The sequence below is a fragment of the Emticicia soli genome (assembly GCF_037860775.1).
Taxonomy (GTDB): domain Bacteria; phylum Bacteroidota; class Bacteroidia; order Cytophagales; family Spirosomataceae; genus Emticicia; species Emticicia soli.
This window is the reverse complement of the sequence record NZ_JBBEWC010000001.1, coordinates 451,678-472,679: the sequence shown is the minus strand read 5'-3', so window position 1 is coordinate 472,679 and position 21,002 is coordinate 451,678. Positions and strand designations below refer to the sequence as shown.

The 21,002-nt window shown below is 39.2% G+C and carries 15 protein-coding genes; 7 read left to right on the top strand and 8 right to left on the bottom strand.

The features are described 5' to 3' along the window. Positions 1–50 precede the first annotated feature (50 nt). Both WAE64_RS01985 and WAE64_RS01980 read right to left on the bottom strand, forming a co-directional pair. Positions 51–785 (bottom strand): glycosyltransferase family 2 protein, encoded by a 735-nt coding sequence (locus WAE64_RS01985; RefSeq protein ID WP_340233922.1) that lies wholly within the window; start codon positions 783–785, stop codon positions 51–53. A 212-nt stretch (positions 786–997) separates the two neighbouring features. Next, entirely contained in the window at positions 998–1,678 is a 681-nt protein-coding gene (locus WAE64_RS01980; RefSeq protein ID WP_340233919.1) for a hypothetical protein, read from the bottom strand. Positions 1,679–1,845: 167 nt separating this feature from the next. Here WAE64_RS01980 and dinB point away from each other — a divergent pair, with 167 nt between their 5' ends. Continuing rightward, the gene (gene dinB / locus WAE64_RS01975; protein WP_340233917.1) at positions 1,846–2,913 is read left to right on the top strand and encodes a DNA polymerase IV; all 1,068 of its coding nucleotides are present in this window, start codon (positions 1,846–1,848) and stop codon (positions 2,911–2,913) included. Positions 2,914–2,981: 68 nt separating this feature from the next. Here the strand turns inward: dinB and pyk are convergent, their stop codons facing one another. Continuing rightward, a complete protein-coding gene (gene pyk / locus WAE64_RS01970) occupies positions 2,982–4,433 on the bottom strand; it encodes a pyruvate kinase (RefSeq protein WP_340233914.1) in 1,452 nt (483 codons plus the stop codon). Between the two features lie 531 nt (positions 4,434–4,964). Between pyk and WAE64_RS01965 the strand changes: the two genes are divergently transcribed. Together WAE64_RS01965 and WAE64_RS01960 are read left to right on the top strand one after the other, a co-directional pair. Then, on the top strand, positions 4,965–6,119 hold the full coding sequence (locus WAE64_RS01965; protein WP_340233910.1) for a 2-isopropylmalate synthase: 1,155 nt from the start codon (positions 4,965–4,967) through the stop codon (positions 6,117–6,119). Positions 6,120–6,229: 110 nt separating this feature from the next. Beyond that, on the top strand, positions 6,230–7,273 hold the full coding sequence (locus WAE64_RS01960) for a S66 peptidase family protein (protein WP_340233908.1): 1,044 nt from the start codon (positions 6,230–6,232) through the stop codon (positions 7,271–7,273). A 58-nt stretch (positions 7,274–7,331) separates the two neighbouring features. Here WAE64_RS01960 and WAE64_RS01955 read toward each other — a convergent pair whose 3' ends face one another. Together WAE64_RS01955 and WAE64_RS01950 are read right to left on the bottom strand one after the other, a co-directional pair. Then, the gene (locus tag WAE64_RS01955; protein WP_340233906.1) at positions 7,332–9,866 is read right to left on the bottom strand and encodes a M14 family zinc carboxypeptidase; all 2,535 of its coding nucleotides are present in this window, start codon (positions 9,864–9,866) and stop codon (positions 7,332–7,334) included. A 182-nt stretch (positions 9,867–10,048) separates the two neighbouring features. Then, complete coding sequence (locus WAE64_RS01950; protein ID WP_340233904.1) at positions 10,049–10,438, bottom strand: TraR/DksA family transcriptional regulator; 390 nt, start codon at positions 10,436–10,438, stop codon at positions 10,049–10,051. Between the two features lie 309 nt (positions 10,439–10,747). Here WAE64_RS01950 and WAE64_RS01945 point away from each other — a divergent pair, with 309 nt between their 5' ends. Together WAE64_RS01945 and WAE64_RS01940 are read left to right on the top strand one after the other, a co-directional pair. Then, on the top strand, positions 10,748–12,025 hold the full coding sequence (locus WAE64_RS01945) for a Glu/Leu/Phe/Val family dehydrogenase (protein WP_340233901.1): 1,278 nt from the start codon (positions 10,748–10,750) through the stop codon (positions 12,023–12,025). A 160-nt stretch (positions 12,026–12,185) separates the two neighbouring features. Then, positions 12,186–12,605 (top strand): nucleoside-diphosphate kinase, encoded by a 420-nt coding sequence (locus tag WAE64_RS01940; RefSeq protein ID WP_340233899.1) that lies wholly within the window; start codon positions 12,186–12,188, stop codon positions 12,603–12,605. An 84-nt stretch (positions 12,606–12,689) separates the two neighbouring features. Here the strand turns inward: WAE64_RS01940 and WAE64_RS01935 are convergent, their stop codons facing one another. The 3 genes from WAE64_RS01935 to WAE64_RS01925 all read right to left on the bottom strand — a co-directional run bounded on the left by WAE64_RS01935 (position 12,690) and on the right by WAE64_RS01925 (position 18,575). Continuing rightward, on the bottom strand, positions 12,690–13,673 hold the full coding sequence (locus WAE64_RS01935) for a Gfo/Idh/MocA family protein (protein ID WP_340233897.1): 984 nt from the start codon (positions 13,671–13,673) through the stop codon (positions 12,690–12,692). Positions 13,674–13,965: 292 nt separating this feature from the next. Then, positions 13,966–15,195, bottom strand: a complete 1,230-nt coding sequence (locus WAE64_RS01930) for an NADP-dependent isocitrate dehydrogenase (RefSeq protein ID WP_340233895.1) — start codon at positions 15,193–15,195, stop codon at positions 13,966–13,968. A 161-nt stretch (positions 15,196–15,356) separates the two neighbouring features. Then, complete coding sequence (locus WAE64_RS01925; protein WP_340233893.1) at positions 15,357–18,575, bottom strand: carboxypeptidase-like regulatory domain-containing protein; 3,219 nt, start codon at positions 18,573–18,575, stop codon at positions 15,357–15,359. Between the two features lie 132 nt (positions 18,576–18,707). Here WAE64_RS01925 and WAE64_RS01920 point away from each other — a divergent pair, with 132 nt between their 5' ends. Together WAE64_RS01920 and WAE64_RS01915 are read left to right on the top strand one after the other, a co-directional pair. Then, entirely contained in the window at positions 18,708–19,751 is a 1,044-nt protein-coding gene (locus WAE64_RS01920) for a DUF3089 domain-containing protein (RefSeq protein ID WP_340233891.1), read from the top strand. 181 nt (positions 19,752–19,932) lie between these two features. Further along, complete coding sequence (locus WAE64_RS01915; protein WP_340233889.1) at positions 19,933–21,000, top strand: mannose-1-phosphate guanylyltransferase; 1,068 nt, start codon at positions 19,933–19,935, stop codon at positions 20,998–21,000. Positions 21,001–21,002: the final 2 nt, after the last annotated feature.

Below are 21,002 nucleotides of genomic sequence, written 5' to 3'. Positions count from 1 at the left end.
AAAATAGTTAACAATAAGGGCTGTTAGTTTTCGCTAACAGCCCTTATTGTTTATTTCTTCTTATAATCTCCACGAGAGAAGTGTTTCTCTATCCAGCAGTACATCAGAATAAAGAAGTAGCGGCTCCCCATTTCTTTAATCTTCAGTTTAGACTCACCGTATTTGCGGTTTGTCCAGCTATTAGGTACAACTGCAAAGGTGTAGCCTCTTACAATAGCCTTTAGCGGAAGTTCAACTGTCAGGTTGAAGTGCGGAGATAAAAACGGCTTAATGCCCTCAATGGTTTCTCTTTTATATAGTTTAAAAGCATTGGTGGTATCGTTGTATTTAATACCCATCATGCTTTTAATAATGAAATTGGCAATACGGTTAATAAACTTCTTCAATGGCGGATAATCAATAACTTTTCCACCCTTTACCCAACGGCTACCATACACGGCATCAACATTCTGGCTTAGCATGGTTTGGTAGTATTTTACTAAATCTTCCGGATCGTCAGACATATCAGCCATAAAAACTGCTACACAATCTCCTGAAAAACGCTCTAAGCCATAACGCACTGCATAACCAAAACCATTTGGCCCTTTGTTGGTTTCAAAAACTAAGGTCGGAATCTCCCTCGAAAGTTCATATAAAACATTGAGTGTCTGGTCTTTTGAGTTATCGTTAGTTACCCATATTTCGTGCGGAATATCGTATTTTTTTAAAGTAGCGTATAAAGTACGAAGTGTTTCAGGAATACTCTCTTGTTCGTTATAAGCAGGGATAACAACGCTTAGTTTCATTACTTTCTTTTTTGGATATGGTATGGGCCAAAGTCTATAACAGGCAACAGACCTCGGATATGGTTCGATTATATACAGAATAAAACGCAAAGGTCTGAAAACTAAGGTTAAAATCAAAATGGGGGCATAAAAATGCAGCTACTTTGTATACAAAAATAGGTCATAGGAAAATCTATAGCCTTTATTGAAGATTCAATATAAATATAAAACGCTTAACGGCTTGCAGTAAGCCAGCTATCCATAATAAGTTTTAACTGGCGGTTGATTACTTTTTCACTAATCGGTTCAACTTCGGCTGTCCGTTTTCTATAAAATGCAATGTTTCTGTTTTCTGTGTCCAGAATACAGCAAACCATAGTAGATCTAGCCTTAACAGGCATAGGAACAATAAAACTTGGAGTAAGAAATCTAATGCCGGCTCCTACTGCTAATTGTCCGAGATAATTACCCTGTTCTCTTGTAAAACCCGCATGAAAGGTAAGAATCATGTACTTAATATTTTTACGCTCTAAAAACCTCACCATAGTATCATACAGGGTTATATCTTTAATGGACTTTGTATCTTCTACAGTACTTATTATTTCCAAAAAGCTCCTAATCATAGAATTTTGTTCATATGAGTCTTCAAATTCAAGAGGTACCGGAGTTATATATTTCAGAAGGTGGTCATTAAAAACTTTGTTTCTTATGTTAAATGTAGAATCGGAATAGAGCTCGTTAATCTCTTGTTTGTTGCCTTTTGCGATGGACGCAATTTGACTAGGCAAATGAAGAACAAAAGCCGTATCGACTTCATAAGGTTTTCGGTTTGATAAAAGAGGAACAGTTGTACCACAGCTAATTTGACAGAGTGATATACCTATTATTACAATAGATAGTAAAACTTTTTTCATGAATAAATATGTTTGAAATTTACAATATAAGTGCCAATTTTAGAAGAATAAAGCCCAGCAGTCTTTTCTCTTTGAGTTATGCAAATAAGCATTAAACTTTTGTAAGAATGTAATAAATACAGCAGAATATTATTTTTCGGTAATCTCCCCAAATCCACAGCCATTAATTGAATCGCAAAATTATACATATCGACATGGACGCTTTCTACGCCTCAGTAGAGCAGCGGGATTTTGCCGAATTGCGAGGCAAACCCATTGCCGTAGGCGGAAGCAGCGAACGGGGGGTAGTGGCTGCCGCCAGTTACGAGGCTCGTAAGTTTGGGGTTCGTTCGGCTATATCGTCACGTATTGCTAAACAAAAGTGTCCGCAATTAATTTTTGTAAAACCTCGTTTTGAGGTTTACAGACAAGTGTCGCACGAAATCAGAGAAATATTTCTGGAATATACGCCACTGGTTGAACCTCTGTCTTTAGACGAAGCTTATCTTGACGTAACCGAAAATCTGAAAGGCGTTGAAACGGCTACCCAGATTGCACAGGAGATAAAGGCACGAATTAAAGAAAAAACTGGCTTAACGGCTTCGGCTGGAGTGTCGGTAAATAAGTTTCTGGCTAAAATAGCCTCAGACTACCGAAAACCAGATGGCCTATTTGTAATAAAACCCTCGCAAGCTGAGCAATTTGTGGAAGAACTCGAAATCAGTAAATTTCATGGCATTGGTAGGGTAACTGCCGAACGTATGCATAAAATGGGCATTTTTACAGGAAAAGATTTGAAAGCCAAAAACATAGATTTCATGGTAAATCATTTTGGGAAAGTTGGCCGATATTATTACGATATAGCACAAGGAATAGATAACCGACAGGTAAACCCTGATAGCATCAGAAAATCGATAGGCGTAGAGAATACCTTTGATAGGGATTTTACGGAGCCTGACGACCTTTACCGAGAAATAGACGATATACTTGAACAGCTTTGGAAACGCATGGCAAGAGTAAAAGCCTATGGCAAAACCATTACGCTAAAAATTAAATTCGCCGACTTCGAAAGCATTACCCGCAGCCGAACTTCCCAATTGCCTATTCTTGAAGCTCAATTGCTAGCAAAAATCTCTTATGAAATGCTACACGCATTGCTGCCAATGCCCAAGGGTGTGCGTTTAATGGGTGTTTCTCTATCGAACCTTGCCTTTGAAGACGAAATGATAGGTAGGCAGCTAACACTAAATTTTTAACAGCGCAAAAAGCAATAAAAAAGCCCATCGGTTAAGATGAGCCCTTTTTATATTGATTCAGATTAGTATTATTCTACTCTGCTTAGCTTTACAGTATTCGTACGGTTGTTTTCCTGTAAAGGCATACTTAAGGTATTAATAAACAAATCACCTTTTTCTAGTTCACCTTTTTCTACCAATACATTACAGGTTTCATCAACTACCTGCTCAACAGTTCTGTCTTTCAGGTCGTTATATCTAAAGGCAGTAATACCAGCATAAAGGCTTAATTGCGTAAGAAGCTTTTCGTTACCTGTAAAAATAAAGGTATTAGCTTTTGGACGGTGATGCGATAAACGAACAGCAGTATAACCCGAAGTAGTAATGCCAATAATAGCTTTTACTCTTAAGTCACGGGCTAATCTACACGCAGTCATTACTACGTTATCGTTTTCTTTTTCGTCTGATTTATAATCGCTTTCGGTTACACGTGTATGATGGCGATAATAAAGTTTTTTCTCATCAGCCTCTTGCTCTACTTTCAGAATAGTGTTAACCATCGTCTGCACTGCCAATATCGGATATTTACCCGAAGCACTTTCGGCACTTAGCATTACGGCATCAGCACCATCTAATACAGCATTCGCTACGTCGCCAACCTCTGCACGTGTTGGGCGTGGGCTATCAATCATGCTTTCAAGCATTTGTGTAGCTACAATAACAGGCTTAGCGGCTAGGTTAGATACCTCAACAAGGCGTTTCTGAATCATCGGCACATCTTCTGATGGAATCTCAACACCCAAGTCGCCGCGTGCTACCATAATGGCGTCAGTTGCTTCCACAATCGACACCATATTTGCAACAGCCTCTGGCTTTTCGATTTTGGCAACAACTTTAGCTTCTCTGCCTTGGTCTTTAATATATTGCTGAATCTCCTTTATTTCTTCTGCAGTTCTTACAAAAGATAGAGCTATCCAATCAACATCGTTAGCTAAGCCAAATTTTAAGTCTGCCCAGTCTTTGTCTGTAACCGATGGTTGAGAAATATTGGTATTAGGTAGGTTTACACCTTTCTTTTGTTTCAACAGGCCGCCGTAAACTACTTCCGTAATTACGTCCATGCCATCAACACCTATTACTTTTACTTCCAGTTTACCATCGTCCATCAGAATTCTTTCGCCCAGTTTCACGTCCTGGTACATACCTTTATAGGGTGTACTTACACGTTGGGCATTGCCTACTATATCCTCATTTGTAAATGTCAGTTTATCACCTGCAAAAATCTCAACCCCCTCATTACCTTTTTCCATCAAACCAATTCTGATTTTTGGCCCTTGCAAGTCTTGTAAAATGGCACATTGAAAACCATGCTCTGCATTTATTTTACGAATGCGGTTGATACGCATCTGGTGGTCTTCGTGTGTTCCATGTGAAAAATTTAAACGGAAAACATTTACGCCAGCTTGGGCTAGTTCCAATAACATTTCTTCACTTTCAGAAGATGGGCCTACTGTAGCTACAATTTTGGTTTTTCTATGCATATTTAAAATAAAATATTTCTTCACATTGAGAATATCGCAAAAATAATAACTATTTATGAGAATTACCGAATAAAGTATTTTGAATTCTATAATTTACTTTAATAAAAGAAAAAAAAGAGGGGTCTTAACCTATTTATAGTCAGATATTTAAAGGTTTATTAAATTATAATGAAGAAACGTTTTTTGTTGTATTAAATAATTACAATAGCCTTTAGTTTTTGCTTGCTAGTATTAATTGAGTAATAAAACAGTATAGTTTTTAAAACGTTTTTAGCAAGTACTTTGCGTTTGAAAAAAATGTATATAAGTTTTTGGCTTAAAAAAATATTATACTAAATTTGTGTCCTTGGAAAATTCAAAAATAATTGAAACAAACAGTAATCGCAATTTCACTTCTCCTTCTACTCGACTTTACAGTGTGAGAAACGGAGACTTTGTATATATCAAAAGCCCTTTCTTGCACTGAGTAAGAAAGGGCTTTTTTGCGAGTAATAAGAAGTAGTAAAAAATAACTAAACACCTCATTGAGCGATGAGCCAAAAGATTTATGTTTTCGACACCACCTTACGAGATGGAGAACAAGTTCCCGGTTGTCAGTTAACAACCGATGAAAAGGTAATGATAGCCAAAGAACTCGAAAAACTCGGTGTCGATATTATTGAAGCAGGGTTCCCTATTTCAAGCCCGGGTGATTTCAGGTCAGTTGTTGAAGTATCAAAAGCCGTAACAGAGCCAACTGTATGTGCATTGTCAAGAGCCGTAAAAGGTGATATTGACGCTGCCGCAGAAGCACTGAAATTTGCTAAGCGTCCTCGTATTCATACAGGAATCGGAGCGTCAGATATCCACATTAAACATAAATTTAATAGCACTCGTGACCAAATTATTGAGCAGGGTGTTGCCGCAGTAAAACACGCTAAAAAATATGTAGAAGACGTTGAGTTCTACGCCGAAGACTCGGGTAGAGCCGACCTTGAATTTTTAGCAAGGCTTACCGATGCCGTAATTAAAGCAGGTGCAACTGTTGTAAACCTGCCAGATACAACAGGATACGTTTTGCCTAACGAAATGTTTGAGCGTATCTCTTACATCATGAATAATGTGCCTAATATCGATAAAGCCATTATCTCGATGCACAATCATAACGATTTGGGTTTAGCTACTGCCAATACCATTGCGGGTATTCAGGCCGGAGCAAGACAAGTAGAGGTAACTATCAATGGTATCGGTGAGCGTGCAGGAAATACCTCTTTGGAAGAGATTGCTATGATTCTGAAAGTGCATAAAACACTAGGGTATCATACCAATATCGAAAGCACAATGTTGGCACCTATAAGTAATCTGGTTTCATCAACCATGAGAATGCCTGTGCAAGCAAATAAAGCTATTGTCGGTAGCAATGCATTTGCGCACTCGTCGGGTATTCATCAGGATGGTTTCTTGAAACATACCGAAAACTATGAGATTATAAGCCCGCAAGAAGTTGGTGTAGATAAATCTTTAATAGTGTTGACAGCCAGAAGTGGCCGCCATGCCCTAAAGCACCGCCTCGAAAAATTGGGTTATAAGTTCGAAAAGGCCGAGTTAGATCACATCTATAGCCGTTTCCTTGATTTGGCCGATAGAATCAAAGAAGTAAACGATAAAGACCTGGTATTGTTAATGAAAGAAACAGTTACTGCATAAACAGTAAAACAAAATACCTACGGGGAGTTAATGATACATGCATTAACTCCCTTTTTTTGTTTACTTTGCATATATAAATTGTTTTACCAACCCATACTTCATCTAAACAAATGCCTGACCGTCGACATTTTATTGGTACTTCTTTATTGGCAAGCTTAGGCTTGGCTAATATGAATTTTACGTTTCAAGATACAAATCCTAAAGCCATAAAACCTGCCGCTTTGAAAAAAGGCGATACTATCGGGCTGGTTTGCCCTGCTTACTCAGCCTTTATAAAAGAAGATGTGCAGATAGCCGTTGAGAGCCTTGAGGTTTTAGGATTTAAAGTGAAAAAAGGCGAGCACATGTTCGACCGCTATGGCTATCTGGCAGGAACAGATAAAGATAGAGCCGCTGATATTAATAAAATGTTTGCCGATAAAAACGTAAATGGCATTATGGCTATGCATGGCGGCTGGGGCTGCGCCCGCATATTGCCATTGCTAGACTATAAAATTATTGAGCGGAATCCGAAGGTATTCATTGGCTATAGCGATATTACAGCCTTGTTGTTGGGTATTTATGCCAAAACAGGCCTCGTTACGTTTCATGGCCCTGTTGGTGGCTCTTCATGGAATAATTTCTCGGTCGAGAATTTTAAGAATATGCTTATAGAAGGCAATGCCGTGCAAATGGTGAATCCTGTGAAAAAGGGTGATAATTTGGTGCAAACGGAAGACAGAATATATACAATTAATACAGGTAAAGCCACGGGCCGATTGATTGGCGGCAACCTAACGGTACTAAGCCATATTTTAGGCTCGCCTTATGTGCCTGATTTTAAAGGAAGTATTTTGTTTCTAGAAGATGTGGGCGAAGATGTGTACCGCATGGACCGAATGATTACTCAGCTAAAAATTGCAGGCATACTCGACCAACTGGCTGGCTTTGTGTTTGGTAAATGTACCGACTGCCCACCATCAAAAGGTGGCTATGGCTCTTTGACGATGGAAGATATTTTTGAAGACCACATTAAGCCTCTCAAAATTCCGGCCTTTTCGGGCTCCATGATTGGACATATCAAAGATAAGTTTACCGTTCCGGTTGGTGCAGAAGCCACAATTGATGCCGAAAAGGGCACAATTACATTAACTGAGCCAGCAGTAATTAAATAGAAACAATAAAGCCTTTCTGACTCAACAGAAAGGCTTTATTATTATAGATAGCTATCAGTTATTCTTCTTCACCGCCAAATCTTCCTCCGCCAATTGTATGGCCAAAGAATAGCGCATTCAGAAATAGTTTATTTGTACCATACCAGAACGCTCTGAAATTTGGGTTTTCAGACATCAGAATTATTTTTCCAGCACCTAAGTTTTGAGTAATAACCGCAGGCGAGTTTTTGATTAAAGCCTCGTTTTTCGGGTGAACATAACCTGCAATCAGCGGATTGCTCGTGAAAATAAGCGGTGTATTATAAGGGTTCTTGGTGTCTTCAAAGAAGATGTTGTTATCTTTAAACAAAGCTATTTTTTCTTGTTGGTAACCAAAAGCAATAGGGTGAGTAGGGTCTATTTTAGCTTCAAAGATAGTCCCTGCTGTTTCCATTGCACCACTGTATTTTTCTTGTAAGGCATACGGTCTTTTTTCGTTGCCATTATTATTAGGGCGAGGTTTTATAGTTACTGAAGCTAACTTCTTGTTCGCCACCCACTCAGCACCGTCTGTCAAGGCTACTAATACGCCACCACTTTGTACAAATCGCTTTATTTTTTCGTCTGACAAATTATTGTATCTCCCACCCGAAAGCACAATGTGTGTGTATTTATCAAGATTAACCCGATTAACGGTCTCAATATCAGCAATTGTTAAAGGAATATTAATGCGTTGGTCGAGCAAATGCCATACTTCGCCTGCATCGTTGGCACTTACACCCGGCCCACCTATCATCAAGATATTAGGCTGTTTTAACTTACGGAACTTCTCACTTCCTAAATCGATACCCAGTGGCGTTAGTCCGGTAGAAGTAGCATAAAAATCAACACCGTCTCGTTCGGCAAGTGTCTGTAAGAACTCGCGTGGGTCGTTGCCATTGCAAACAATTTGTATTGTACCGTAGTCAAACTTCTGCTCTTTGCCCGCAACAATAGCGGTTAGTGGCTCAACAGCAACTTTTAGTGTATAGCCTTTTTGCAGCAATTCGTAAGCGGCTCTTGGGGCAAAATAGCTATTCCATTCGAAGAAATAAGCATAAGTACTGTTACCAACCACTTTTCCTTTAGGAAACGTATTTACGCCCACTTTTTCGCCCAAAGAAACCGATGCTTTGGCTTCGGCCGTTGGTATGTTCATGCAGTATTGTAAAGACCACGCCGAAATATCATAAAAAAGACTGTCTTCAAATTTCGTACGTTTCTCAAACATCGACTTAATAAGCCTATGTTGAGGTTGATTAGTTGGTACGGCATAAGAAGTAGTTTTATTAAAAGATACACCATCTATAGTTTCATCTTTGTTCAACTTATATACATCAATCTGGTTGCGTTTCAGCATATTTACCATTTCCCAGGTTTTGGCTGCATCTTTACTATTACCAAAAACATAAGCTTTTACGCCGTCAGTATTGCTTTCTTTGTAAAAGCTACGCATGTGCTCCAGCAATTCAACACGCATTTCACGAGCAGCTTTAAGTGTTGACATGGTGGCCGATACCTGATTACGGATAGTAAAAGGGAAGCTAAGCAATCCATTCTGCGTTTCTTGTAAATGCCCACGAGACGAGGCCTGCTCAAACAAAATACCGATAGAACCATTTACATCGGGCAGGGTAGAACCTTTGCCATAATAAAAATCATCATAGTTTTCTTGGGTATAATAAGCCGAATTAATCTTATCAAGCCCTGCTGCGTGATATTTACCTATTTTGGCTGTTAACTCAATATTGCTTTTAGGGGTAAGCGGGTGCGTACGTGCCGGAATACCAGGTTGGAAGAAGAATGTAGAGCCGCTACCCATTTCGTGGTGGTCGGTCAATATATTAGGTCTCCACTCATAAAATTTTACCAATCGACCTTTGCTTTCAGGCATTTGCTGATAGAGCCAGTCACGGTTCAAGTCAAACCAATAGTGATTGGTACGCCCACCCGGCCATGTTTCACTAAATTCACGGCTGTTAACATCGCTTACCAGATTTGTACTGCGGTTGATATTTACCCATGTTGCAAAACGGTTTCCACCATCTGCATTGATACAAGGGTCAATCAAGATAACAGCTTCATTCAACAATGAGTCGATACCTGCGCCTTGTGCCGCTGCCAGATAATAGGCCGACATCAGGTTAGAGTTAGTTCCGCTGGGCTCATTGCCATGCACTGAATAACCCAACCATACCACAATCGGCATTTTCTTTAAATCTAAACTGCCCGATTGCGAAGGATTAACCAGTTTCTGGTGTTCTGCTTTTATCTGCTCTATTTGCCCATGATTTTTAGGCGAAGTTACTGTCAGCAATAAAAGCTCACGGTTCTCAAAGGTTTTGCCATATACTTCTACTTTGAATCGGTCAGAAAGGCGAGCCAATTCTCTCATGTAGGCATATTGCTCGTAGGGGGTTACATGTTGCTCACCCACCTGATAGCCCAAAAACTGCTTGGGTGTAGGTATTTTCGGGTCATAGCTCACATTCTGAGGTAAATAGTAGCTATCGGCAACTTGACCGAAAGTATAAAATTGTAAGGTGATGAAGAATAAGAGTAGTAGGTTTCGCATTGATTGGGTGTAGTTTGTTAAGCAATAAAACAAGTTTTTGCCTAAAAATACAAAAAGCCTCCGACAGAGAGGCTTTTTGTATAGACAAAGAGTCTACAAACCTTAAAAAACAGGTTAAAATGGTTTTTTGGCACCGTTTACCAATTTTTAAGGACTTTTATATGAATACTATGTTCAAAAAATCAATTTGATGCTCTTAGCTTCGCCTCAATCGTTTGCTGCGTGTGTGGTACGGCTCTTAAGCGCTCTTTAGGTATTAGTTTGCCTGTATCTTTGCAAACACCATAAGTACCATTCTTTATGCGTATTAACGCAGCTTCCAGTTGCTGGGCAAACTTTTGTAAACGTCCAGCCGATTGACTCAATTGTTCTTTTTCAATTACATCTGCACCATCTTCCAATAACTTTGTGCTGCTTGATGTGTAATCAGTCCCATTGTCATTTTTACGACTTAGCGTTTCCTTAATAAAGTTCAGCTCATTTCTGGTTGCTTCCAATTTGTTGGTAATGATTACCTCAAACTCCCTTAACTCTTCCTCCGAATATCGGGTTTTTTCTTCAACTACGGCCATAATCGTAATGCAGTAAATTGTTAAAATTGGGTACATATTCAAAAAAACACCGCAAAGATAGTGTTTTTAGAGGGTTTATACAACCGCTTAACTAAAATATTGGGAATATGGCAAAAAAATTTATTCAAAGGCAATTACTCAAAAACAGTAAATTATTTGGCTAAGTGAGAGATTGTCAGTTCAGTATTAGGTATAAGTTACTAAAATTAATAGAAAGTTAAATAATTGTAAAATTTCACAATTTTAAGAAATACTTTCTTTTTTCTAAGTTTGCACCAAAAATAATCATCAACAATAGAATTTTCTATTATGAATTACATAGAACCGGCTCCGATTAAGGATACTGAAAATCCCTTGGAGTCAATGATGTCTAGATTTGATGCCGCAGTTAAGATTTTAGGAATAAGCGAAGAAATGTATTATATCCTGAAAGTGCCTGCGCGTCAAGTAACTGTTGGTTTACCTGTTACCATGGACAACGGGCAAGTGAAAGTCTTTGAAGGTTACAGAGTGATTCACTCAACTATTTTAGGGCCAAGTAAAGGAGGGATTCGTTTTGACCCAGGCGTAAATATTGACGAAGTGCGTGCACTAGCTGCCTGGATGACCTGGAAATGTGCGGTAGTAGATATACCTTATGGTGGAGCTAAAGGCGGAATAACCTGCAACCCACGTGAGATGTCGGCAGGAGAAATGGAGCGTTTAATGCGTGCTTACACGATAGCAATGCTTGATATTTTTGGGCCGGATAAAGATATTCCGGCACCAGATATGGGTACGGGCCCTCGTGAGATGGCTTGGTTGATGGACGAATACTCGAAAGCCAAAGGCATGACAGTAAACGCCGTTGTAACCGGAAAACCGCTGGTGCTTGGTGGCTCATTAGGCCGCACAGAAGCAACCGGCCGTGGTGTAATGGTATCGGCATTAACAGGTATGGAGAAGCTACGCCTGAATCCTTACAGAACTACTGCTGCTGTGCAGGGCTTTGGTAATGTAGGCTCACACGCGGCACAGCTATTGCAAGAAAAAGGCGTAACTATCTGTGGTATCAGCGATATATCAGGCGCTTACTACAATGCAAAGGGTATTGATATTGAAAAAGCCATTGCATACAGAAATGCCAACAAGGGCAGCTTGGAAGGCTTTGGAGACGCAGAACTTATCAGTAATGAAGAATTATTGGCACTGAATGTTGATGTATTGGTTCCGGCAGCGAAAGAAGACGTAATTACGCATGAAAACGCAGCCAGAATTCAGGCAAAACTAATTGTTGAAGGTGCAAACGGGCCAACTTCTGCCAGTGCCGATGATATTATCAACGAGAAGGGTATTATGGTGGTACCTGATATTCTGGCAAATGCTGGTGGGGTAACTGTATCTTATTTTGAATGGGTACAAAACCGTATCGGTTATAAATGGACGCTAGACAGAATCAACCGCCGTTGCGACCGCATGATGAAAGATGCTTTTGATAAAGTATTTGAGACATCACAGAAACATAAAGTATCAATGCGTCTGGCTGCTTATATTGTGGCTATCGATAAAGTTGCCAGCACCTATAAGTTCCGTGGTGGATACGGTTGATATTTGCGGTTGATAACCAATATTCAAAGCCCATTTGACTTTAGCAAAGCAAGTGGGCTTATTTAATGAAGTAGCTGCATTATACGTAAAAAATCGATAAACAGTTCGTGGAGTGTAGCAAAATAAGTATTTTAGCAAAAAATTAAAAATAAAGACAGATATGGCAAGTAACAAAACTTTCACAATGATTAAACCTCATGCGGTAGCTGATAACAATATTGGAGGAATTATAGCTATGATTGAAGCTGCCGGATTTAGAATTGTGGCGATGAAAAAAACACAACTTACACCAGCATTAGCAGGTAAGTTTTATGAAGTACATAAAGAGAGAGGTTTTTATGCTGAATTATGTGAAATGATGTCGTCAGGGCCAATCGTTCCGATAATTTTAGAGAAAGAAAACGCAGTAGCCGATTTTCGTACTTTAATAGGTGCAACCAATCCTGAAAATGCAGCAGAAGGAACTATTCGTAAAATATACGCTAAATCTTTAAGCGAGAACGCTATTCATGGCTCAGATTCTGATGAAAATGCAGCTATTGAAGGCTCGTTTTTCTTCGGAGTAATAGAGCAATACTAATCAGCCTGATTAATTGCTTAAAAATAAACCCTGCTAGCATGCTGGCAGGGTTTATTAATTTATGTCATATTTTTCAGAACTCTATCAGTCAATCCCATCGTAGAAAATGCCAGCTTTCTGGCGTATTTCATCTAACAAGCTCATGAGTTTAACACTCATCGAAAGCGGCATTTTTACACTTTCTTTTTTATTATTCCGCAAACAATTGTTTACCTCTTCAATCTCAAAATTATAACCCCTTGTTTCTCTGTCAAACGAAAAAGTAACGGGTTCTTTATCTGTTTCAAAAAGTGTCAGGGTTTTGCTTTCATGAAAGCGTTCAGGTAAGTGAATGTACCCTTTATCGCCGTAGATAAGTGCCTCGGTTCGTGTACGAGAGGCAAATGTCGCATTCATTAAAGCTGTTGCCTGAGGGTACTTAAAAATAAAACTTGTGGTTTCGTCTACACCTGTTTGCCCGAATGTGCTCAAAGCATGCACATCTGTCGGATAACCCAATAACAAAAGGCTTAAATATGCCGGATAAATCCCGATGTCGAGTAAAGCACCGCCTCCAAGACTAGGATTTAGTGTTCGTCTTTCTGGGGTAAACGGAGCTACAAAGCCAAAATCAGCATGAATAGTCTTTACTTTCCCTATTCGGTCTTCAGCAATCAGTTCTTGCGTTTTCATAATTACAGGCAAGAAGCGGGTCCACATGGCTTCCATCAGAAAAGTATCGTTTTCTCGGGCAATCGTTACCATTTGCTCTACCTGCTTCAGATTCATAGCAAAAGGCTTTTCACAAAGCACAGGCATTTTATTCTTCAGACAAAGAATAGCATTTTCGGCATGTGAAGTATGGGGCGTAGCTATATAAATAACATCTAAGTCGGGCGTTTTAAAAATAGCCTCATACGAATCGTAATGATAAGGCACCTGGAATTTCTGTGCAAAGTCCTGAGCCCGTTCTGACGACGTAGATGCAACAGCATGTAAGCTTGTATTAGGTACTTTTATCAGGTCGTTTGCAAATTTCTCTGCAATTTTTCCAAGACCTATAATACCCCATCTTGTTGGTTTCACCATTTTCGTAAAGTATAAAATCAGATAAACGTCTGATTTGCGCTGAATATAAACTTAAATGTAATGATAATTCTGCTTATAGAACAATAAGTTTCTTCTGTTGTTTCATAAACCAAAAATAGATTCCTTGTTTTTTAATATTTTGCTTAGCCGAGAACCTGTTTTGTGGCGAATCTTGCTTCATTGATTCCATGATAAGCCCACAAAGTGTTTTAATACCGCACAGCCGCAAAAAAGAAAACGCCCTGACCACGAGAGTCAAGGCGTTTAGTGGGGCACCGTATTAATAAAAATCTTATTTACCTAATTTGATTTTCAAGTTTTGGTCTAATGCTTCCAAAAACTCTTCTGTATATAGGTAGTGTTCGCCGTGGCTAACTTTGTTACCATGAATACAAACTGCTAAGTCTTTAGTCATTTTACCTGATTCAACCGTTTCAACACAAACTTGCTCTAAAGCCTGGCAGAAATCGATTAGCTCTTGGTTGCCATCTTTTTTACCGCGGAATTCTAATCCACGAGTCCATGCAAAGATAGAAGCAATAGGGTTTGTAGAAGTTGGTTTACCAGCCTGGTGGTCACGGTAGTGACGTGTTACAGTTCCGTGTGCTGCTTCTGCTTCCATAGTTTCGCCATCTGGCGTAACCAATACAGAAGTCATCAAACCAAGTGAACCAAAGCCTTGTGCTACTGAGTCAGACTGTACGTCTCCATCGTAGTTTTTACAAGCCCATACAAATGAGCCATTCCATTTCAAGGCAGAAGCTACCATGTCATCAATCAGACGGTGTTCGTAAACAATACCGGCTGCTTCAAACTTAGCTTTATAGTCTGCTTGGTAGATTTCTTCAAAAATATCTTTGAAACGACCATCATATTTTTTCAAGATGGTGTTTTTAGTAGATAAGTATAGAGGCCATTTTTTGTTAAGGGCAACATTGAAACAAGAGTGTGCAAAACCACGGATCGATTCATCAGTGTTGTACATACCCATAGCTACTCCGCCTCCTTTGAAGTTGTAAACGTCAAACTCTTTTACTGTTCCGTCTTCGCCTTCAAATTTCATTGTTAATTTACCAGGGCCATCTACTACGAAATCGGTAGCACGGTATTGATCACCAAAAGCATGACGACCAACGATGATTGGGGACGTCCAGTTTGAAACTAAACGAGGCACATTCTGGCAAACGATTGGCTCACGGAAAACAGTACCATCAAGAATATTACGGATAGTACCATTTGGTGATTTCCACATTTGTTTTAGGTTAAACTCTGTAACACGTGCTTCGTCAGGAGTGATAGTAGCACATTTAATACCTACACCATATTCTCTAATAGCATTCGCTGCATCAACGGTAACCTGGTCGTTGGTTTCATCACGATATTCAACACCAAGGTCATAATATTTAATATCTACATCAATATATGGTAGAATCAATTTTTCTTTAATAAAACGCCAGATGATTCTAGTCATCTCGTCTCCGTCTAATTCAACAACGGGATTTGCTACTTTAATCTTAGTCATGATAATGTGTTTAATTAATAAATACGGTTGTAAAGTTATAAACAGAATGCGAAAAATTATTAATTAAATCAAATTTTCTGTTGAATTAGATAAAAAAAGAGCTTCCAATCGGAAGCCCTTTTTAACTTAAACCAAAGAAAATTATGAAAATTAATAAAATCTTATTTATTCAGAAGTTCATCAAACGATAATGATACGTAGTACATAGAGCCTACAAATGCACTACCGTATGCTTGCATATATGGTTTGCCACCAATATTTGTGCCACCTACTTTAAGGATAGACTTCATGCTTGGCAATTTCATGCTAACCTGTGCATCGATATTGTTGATAGCCGGCACAGTAGTGTTAGTAAAGAATTGTAAGCCTGTAGTAGTTGGTTGGTTAAAACTAGCTTCCCACAAGAAAGCATTTTGGTGTCTGAAATTAATATTGAAACCAAATTTACTGCCACTAGTGATTCTCTTACCGAAACCAAGATTATAACGGTAGTCAGGCGTATTGAAACCTGCATATTGTTGTTCTGCGCTCGGTACGAATCTTTTCAACTCGTTGTTTGCAATGTTACCATTAATAAAGAAACCTTTTTGTAAAGAGTAATTAAGACTTAATGCCCAACCATTTACTTTTATTTCTTCTGATGTATTGGCTGGTCTTGAATAACCTAATCTGGTAGAAGCACTAGACACACCCGATTCGATAGGTAAGCCAGGAGCCGCCGGAGCAGTTGGCACAACTACCGATACACCACCAATAAAGTTTCTGTATGTGCTTGTGTAGTAATAAGCATCAACAAATAATTTTTTAGCAATCAAGCCTTTATAACCAATTTCGATTGATTGGATACGCTCTGGTTGAAGAGTTTTTGCTGAATACTTAGGCAATTTGGCAAGCGCAAAAGCAGGGGTAACTTGTTGGGTTACGCCAGGCACATTGGCAACCAATACTTTTTGTAGTTCAGAGTTGAAAGCAGGTTGGAAATTAGCCGCCATTGCTGCAGGTAAGTTTGCGTCAACACCTGGTTGCAAGTTTTGTGCTAATGCCCCCGGTAAGTTTTGTGCAACACCGGCCTCAATAGCAGCGGGAGCAGCAGCAGCAGGAATCTGACCTGCAGTAACAGCTGCATTTACTTGTGCAGTAACAGCCGCAGTTACTTGTTGGGTAATTGCCGCAGTAACAGCCGCAGTTACTTGTTGAGTAATTGCCGCTTCTACAGCCGCTTTAATAACTGGTGTTGCTTGTGCCGTAACTGCCTGCGTTGCATAAGCCTGTGCTTGTTGTAGTATTTCAGGCGTAATATATTTTAATGGGTTCGCCTGAAAATCGTTTAGAACGGCTAATGAAATACCATTGCTTAGGTTATATCTTGAATTGAACTCAGGCAAACCGCCAACCAAAGTACCCGCAGGTGTTCTTAGATCAATGTATTGGTTTTGAGTAGTCGGAATTCTAAATCCTGATTGGTATGATAAGCGGATATTGTGATCTCCGAAAGTAGCAACCCCAGAAACACGAGGCGTAAACTGCCCTTCGAAGTTCTCGTTTTTATCATATCTCACCGAAGCCGATAGCTTGAAGTGGTCTTTGAAGAAACTTTTTGCCGCCTGTATAAACGCACCATATTCTCCAATATTTATAGTACCATTTCTGCCATCTTTTCTATCTGCAAATAGCGTTCCGTCTGAGCGTAATTGATATTGTCTGTAGTTAGCTCCGGCCAAAAGGTCTATAAACTTAATTTGATTTTTGAAGTTATACACACCTTCTGCATGGTACAGGTTAGTTTTATCTAAGAATGCACCACCACCTTCTACAATTGGCAATTCTCTGTATTTATCCAGTAATGCCTGATAAGCGGCTGTTCCTGGTTGAGGCATACCTTGGTCAGCAAATGCACGGGCTGCTATATGGGCTTGCTCTTCAGACGGATTGTTTTTCTTTGCATCAATAAAAGCTCCTACATATTGGCCAAACCAGTTATTGTTACTTTTGAAATCATTTAACATAGCAACAGCCGTTAAACCAGCAAAATAAGACTGCCCCGAGCGCTCTTGTGTTGTATAAGCCCTAAGAGTAAAGTTGTCTCCTTTTAACTCTAATTTAGCTTGTGTAAGGTTGAAATTTCTCAGCGAATAACGGCCTGTCCCTGTATAAACTGTAGTTCCATAACCATAGTTTACCTGAGCAATAGCCTCAATTTTTTCGTTAATGCGGTAGTGTAGGGCAACATTGGTTTTAAAACTCTTGGTATTATAGTCAACCATGTCTCTTTCATTGTAACCTGTTCTACTCACATTGGTGTTTACAGGGAAATTAAGCCCTGTAGTGTCTGTAGCTTTTAAGCTTTGATTTGCAAATAAACCGTTTAATACTGTGCCCATACTTGCTTGTATCTCATCACCATAGATGTTCATACCATCGTAGTCGGTTTTTACGCCTGCGCCACGAGTACCGTTTTGTACACCGCCTAAGTTAAGGTTGGTATAGTTGTTGGCTTCCCAGTCTTTTGCTGTGATATAAGAAAGGTTTACTTTGAAGGCAAACTTATCGTTAAAAGCTTTCGCATAGCGCAGCGACAAATCATAAAATGGAGTAGTGGCAGTAGAACGGTTTGAAGCATGCATTACACCGCCTTTAGCAGTAGCACTTAGACCCTGATATAAGAATGGGCTTTTGCTGTTCATTAGTATCAAACCATTTATAGCATTCGGGCCATATAACGCAGATGCTGCACCTGGTAATACCTCAACGCTTTCAACGTCTAATTCAGGCATACCTACAATGTTATCAACCGGGAAATTAAGGCCAGGAGCCTGGTTGTCCATACCGTCAATCATTTGTACAGTACGAGGGTTTCCGGTTGCGCCAAAGCCACGCATATTGATAGATTTAAACAATAGACCCTGAGTGGTCATGTCAACGCCTTTCATGGTTGAAAGGGCATCATAAAATGATGGTGCCGCTGCTTCACGAATGGCACGTATGTCCATTTTCTCAACAGCTACCGGTGATTTCATTACTGTTTCTTCAACACGCGATGCAGCTACTACTACTTCCTGGCCAAGAATGGCTTGTTCTTTCAATAAAATATTAATAGCGGCGTTATCGCCCGAAACATTTACTTCCTGACTTTCATAGCCAACCGAGGTAATTAACAAGGTGAAAGGAGGTGGTGTTGAGGTACTAAAAGAGAAACTCCCCTTCACATCAGTGATAGTACCTATTACTTTTCCTTTTACCTGCACACTTACGCCAATCAGCGGTTCTTTTGTAACAGCATCTGTTATTGTACCCGAAACTTTAGTTTGTGCTAAAGCCACCTGAGTGAGCAGTAAGCAGCAGATTCCGAACAATATTTTTTTTACGGAAAGTTTATACATGAGGGTTTTGGTTAGTGAGTTAACAAAACGTAATTTTGTGTCAAACATAGAAAAGAAAATAGTAATATGCAAGCATACTATTACTAGATTTTATAAAAATTTTACAACTTTACCAAAAAATAATTATATAAGATGAGAAATGCTTTTTTTTCATATTTATTTTTGTTTTTCTGCTTCTTCAAGGCTAATTTATATGCTCAAAAGTACGTAATTCTTAGCACAGGATTTGACTCTACAAATGTGCCCCCAATACCTGACTACAGCATTAAAGACACATGGGCGGCCTTGCCTGATAAAGAGGATGCAGCCGATAAAATTCCACTGAAATCAAACCTGAAAGATGGCCAGAAAGAAGCAAAAGCCGATGTTTTCTTTTTGCATCCTACTATTTATACCTACAAACCAACAAACAAATACATTTGGAATGCCGATGTGAATGATGAAGAACTAAATAAGTTGGTTGACAACTCAACTATACTCAATCAGGCCACGGCATTTAATGGTGCCTGTAAGGTATATGCGCCAAGATACCGACAGGCGCATTATTATAGTTTTCTGACACCAAACGCCACCGACAAAAAGCAAGCACTTGATTTGGCTTATGCTGATGTAAAACGAGCATTTGAGTTTTATCTTCAAAACTGGAATCAGGGGCGGCCTATTATTATTGCCTCTCATAGCCAAGGTACTGTTTTAGCCAAGCGCCTGCTTCAGGAGTTTTTTGATGAAAAGCCTTTGCAGAAGCAATTGGTAGAAGCCTACCTGATAGGCATTGCCACAGCACCCAATACATTTAATAGTATTAAACCCAGCCAGTCGGCCGAAGAAATTGGCGGTTTTGTTTCGTGGAATACCTTCGCCCGAGATTACCTGCCACCCTATTATAAAGACGGCCTCAATAGCGCAGTATGTACCAATCCATTGTCATGGAAACTGAACAATGATTTTGTGTCTAAAACAGAAAACAAAGGCGGAGTGGGCTTAAAATTTACGTTTGTGAAAGAAGCTGCCGACGCACAGGTACATGACGGAGTTTTATGGATTAACAAGCCTTATGTAAGAGGGCGGGCATTCTTACGCACTAAAATATGGCACCGGGCTGATATAAACTTATTTTGGATGAATATCAGAGAAAACGTAACTTTACGAGTAGAAAGATACTTTCATCAACAATAAAAACTTATTTTTTTACTTCTATTAGTATAAATAAGGCTTGTATGTTTAACAATATTGCCTGAAACTCTGAAAACAACTTTTGTGTTAATCGCATTAAAGGTTGACTATTAAATTAGAATTTACTTAGCTTATAATTATAAATTACCACTGGCTTATCATTTTAACACTAGAGCATTAATTAATGAAAGATAATTACGTTATTATAATGGCGGGGGGCGTTGGAACCAGATTCTGGCCTTTTAGCCGTAGTACCAATCCAAAACAATTTCATGATGTTTTAGGTGTTGGGAAAACCATGATACAACAAACTGTTGAACGTTTTGAAGGTATCTGTCCAAAAGAAAATATATATATCGTTACCAGCGAAGAATATTATAATATCACCAAAGAGCAATTGCCGTATCTGTCTGACGACCAGATATTACTAGAGCCAAGCCGTAGAAATACGGCTCCATGTATTGGCTATGCCTGTTATAAAATAGCTTCTAAAAATCCGAATGCCAATGTTGTAGTTGCTCCTGCCGACCACATTATTCTGAAAGAAGACGAGTTTCGTGCAAGAGTGAATATAGCTTTACATTTTTCAGCCAAAAATGATGTGCTTGTTACTTTGGGTATTAAACCAACCCGCCCTGATACAGGCTATGGATATATTCAGTTTACGGAGTCGGAAGGTGATATTAAGCGTGTACGTACATTTACCGAAAAACCTAATTTAGAGTGGGCTATTAAGTTTGTAGAAACTGGAGAGTTTGTTTGGAACGCAGGTATATTTATCTGGAACGTAAAAACCATCAAACAAAGCTTTGAGGCCTTCTTACCGGAAATGGCCGAGGCCTTTGAGGAAATAAAAGGCGACTTTTATACAAATCGTGAAGCCGATGCCTTGAAAAGGGCATATCCACAATGCAAAAATATTTCGATAGATAATGGTGTAATGGAAAAAGCCGAGAATGTATTTGTGGTGCTTTCGGATATAGGTTGGTCTGATTTAGGAACTTGGAAGTCGTTGTATGATATATCAGAAAAAGACGAAAACCAGAATGTGCTTGATGGGCAAACTTTATTGTATGATACAAGAAACTGTATCATTAAAACGCCACAAGACAGGCTGGTAGTTGTTAATGGCTTAGACGGCTTCATTGTAGCCGAATATGATAATGTACTTATGATTTGCCGCAAAGAAGACGAGCAAAAAGTGAAAGAGTTTGTATCAACAGCCGGAAACATAGCTCCTAAGTTTGTTTAAAA

What these genes read in the sequence shown, in the direction of transcription:
- WAE64_RS01925 (WP_340233893.1), bottom strand. Translation starts at nt 18,575, where the DNA reads ATGTATAAACTTTCCGTAAAAAAAATATTGTTCGGAATCTGCTGCTTA.
- WAE64_RS01955 (WP_340233906.1), bottom strand. Translation starts at nt 9,866, where the DNA reads ATGCGAAACCTACTACTCTTATTCTTCATCACCTTACAATTTTATACT.
- WAE64_RS01940 (WP_340233899.1), top strand. Translation starts at nt 12,186, where the DNA reads ATGGCAAGTAACAAAACTTTCACAATGATTAAACCTCATGCGGTAGCT.
- WAE64_RS01930 (WP_340233895.1), bottom strand. Translation starts at nt 15,195, where the DNA reads ATGACTAAGATTAAAGTAGCAAATCCCGTTGTTGAATTAGACGGAGAC.
- WAE64_RS01950 (WP_340233904.1), bottom strand. Translation starts at nt 10,438, where the DNA reads ATGGCCGTAGTTGAAGAAAAAACCCGATATTCGGAGGAAGAGTTAAGG.
- WAE64_RS01985 (WP_340233922.1), bottom strand. Translation starts at nt 785, where the DNA reads ATGAAACTAAGCGTTGTTATCCCTGCTTATAACGAACAAGAGAGTATT.
- WAE64_RS01915 (WP_340233889.1), top strand. Translation starts at nt 19,933, where the DNA reads ATGAAAGATAATTACGTTATTATAATGGCGGGGGGCGTTGGAACCAGA.
- pyk (WP_340233914.1), bottom strand. Translation starts at nt 4,433, where the DNA reads ATGCATAGAAAAACCAAAATTGTAGCTACAGTAGGCCCATCTTCTGAA.
- WAE64_RS01965 (WP_340233910.1), top strand. Translation starts at nt 4,965, where the DNA reads ATGAGCCAAAAGATTTATGTTTTCGACACCACCTTACGAGATGGAGAA.
- WAE64_RS01920 (WP_340233891.1), top strand. Translation starts at nt 18,708, where the DNA reads ATGAGAAATGCTTTTTTTTCATATTTATTTTTGTTTTTCTGCTTCTTC.
- WAE64_RS01980 (WP_340233919.1), bottom strand. Translation starts at nt 1,678, where the DNA reads ATGAAAAAAGTTTTACTATCTATTGTAATAATAGGTATATCACTCTGT.
- WAE64_RS01935 (WP_340233897.1), bottom strand. Translation starts at nt 13,673, where the DNA reads ATGGTGAAACCAACAAGATGGGGTATTATAGGTCTTGGAAAAATTGCA.
- WAE64_RS01945 (WP_340233901.1), top strand. Translation starts at nt 10,748, where the DNA reads ATGAATTACATAGAACCGGCTCCGATTAAGGATACTGAAAATCCCTTG.
- WAE64_RS01960 (WP_340233908.1), top strand. Translation starts at nt 6,230, where the DNA reads ATGCCTGACCGTCGACATTTTATTGGTACTTCTTTATTGGCAAGCTTA.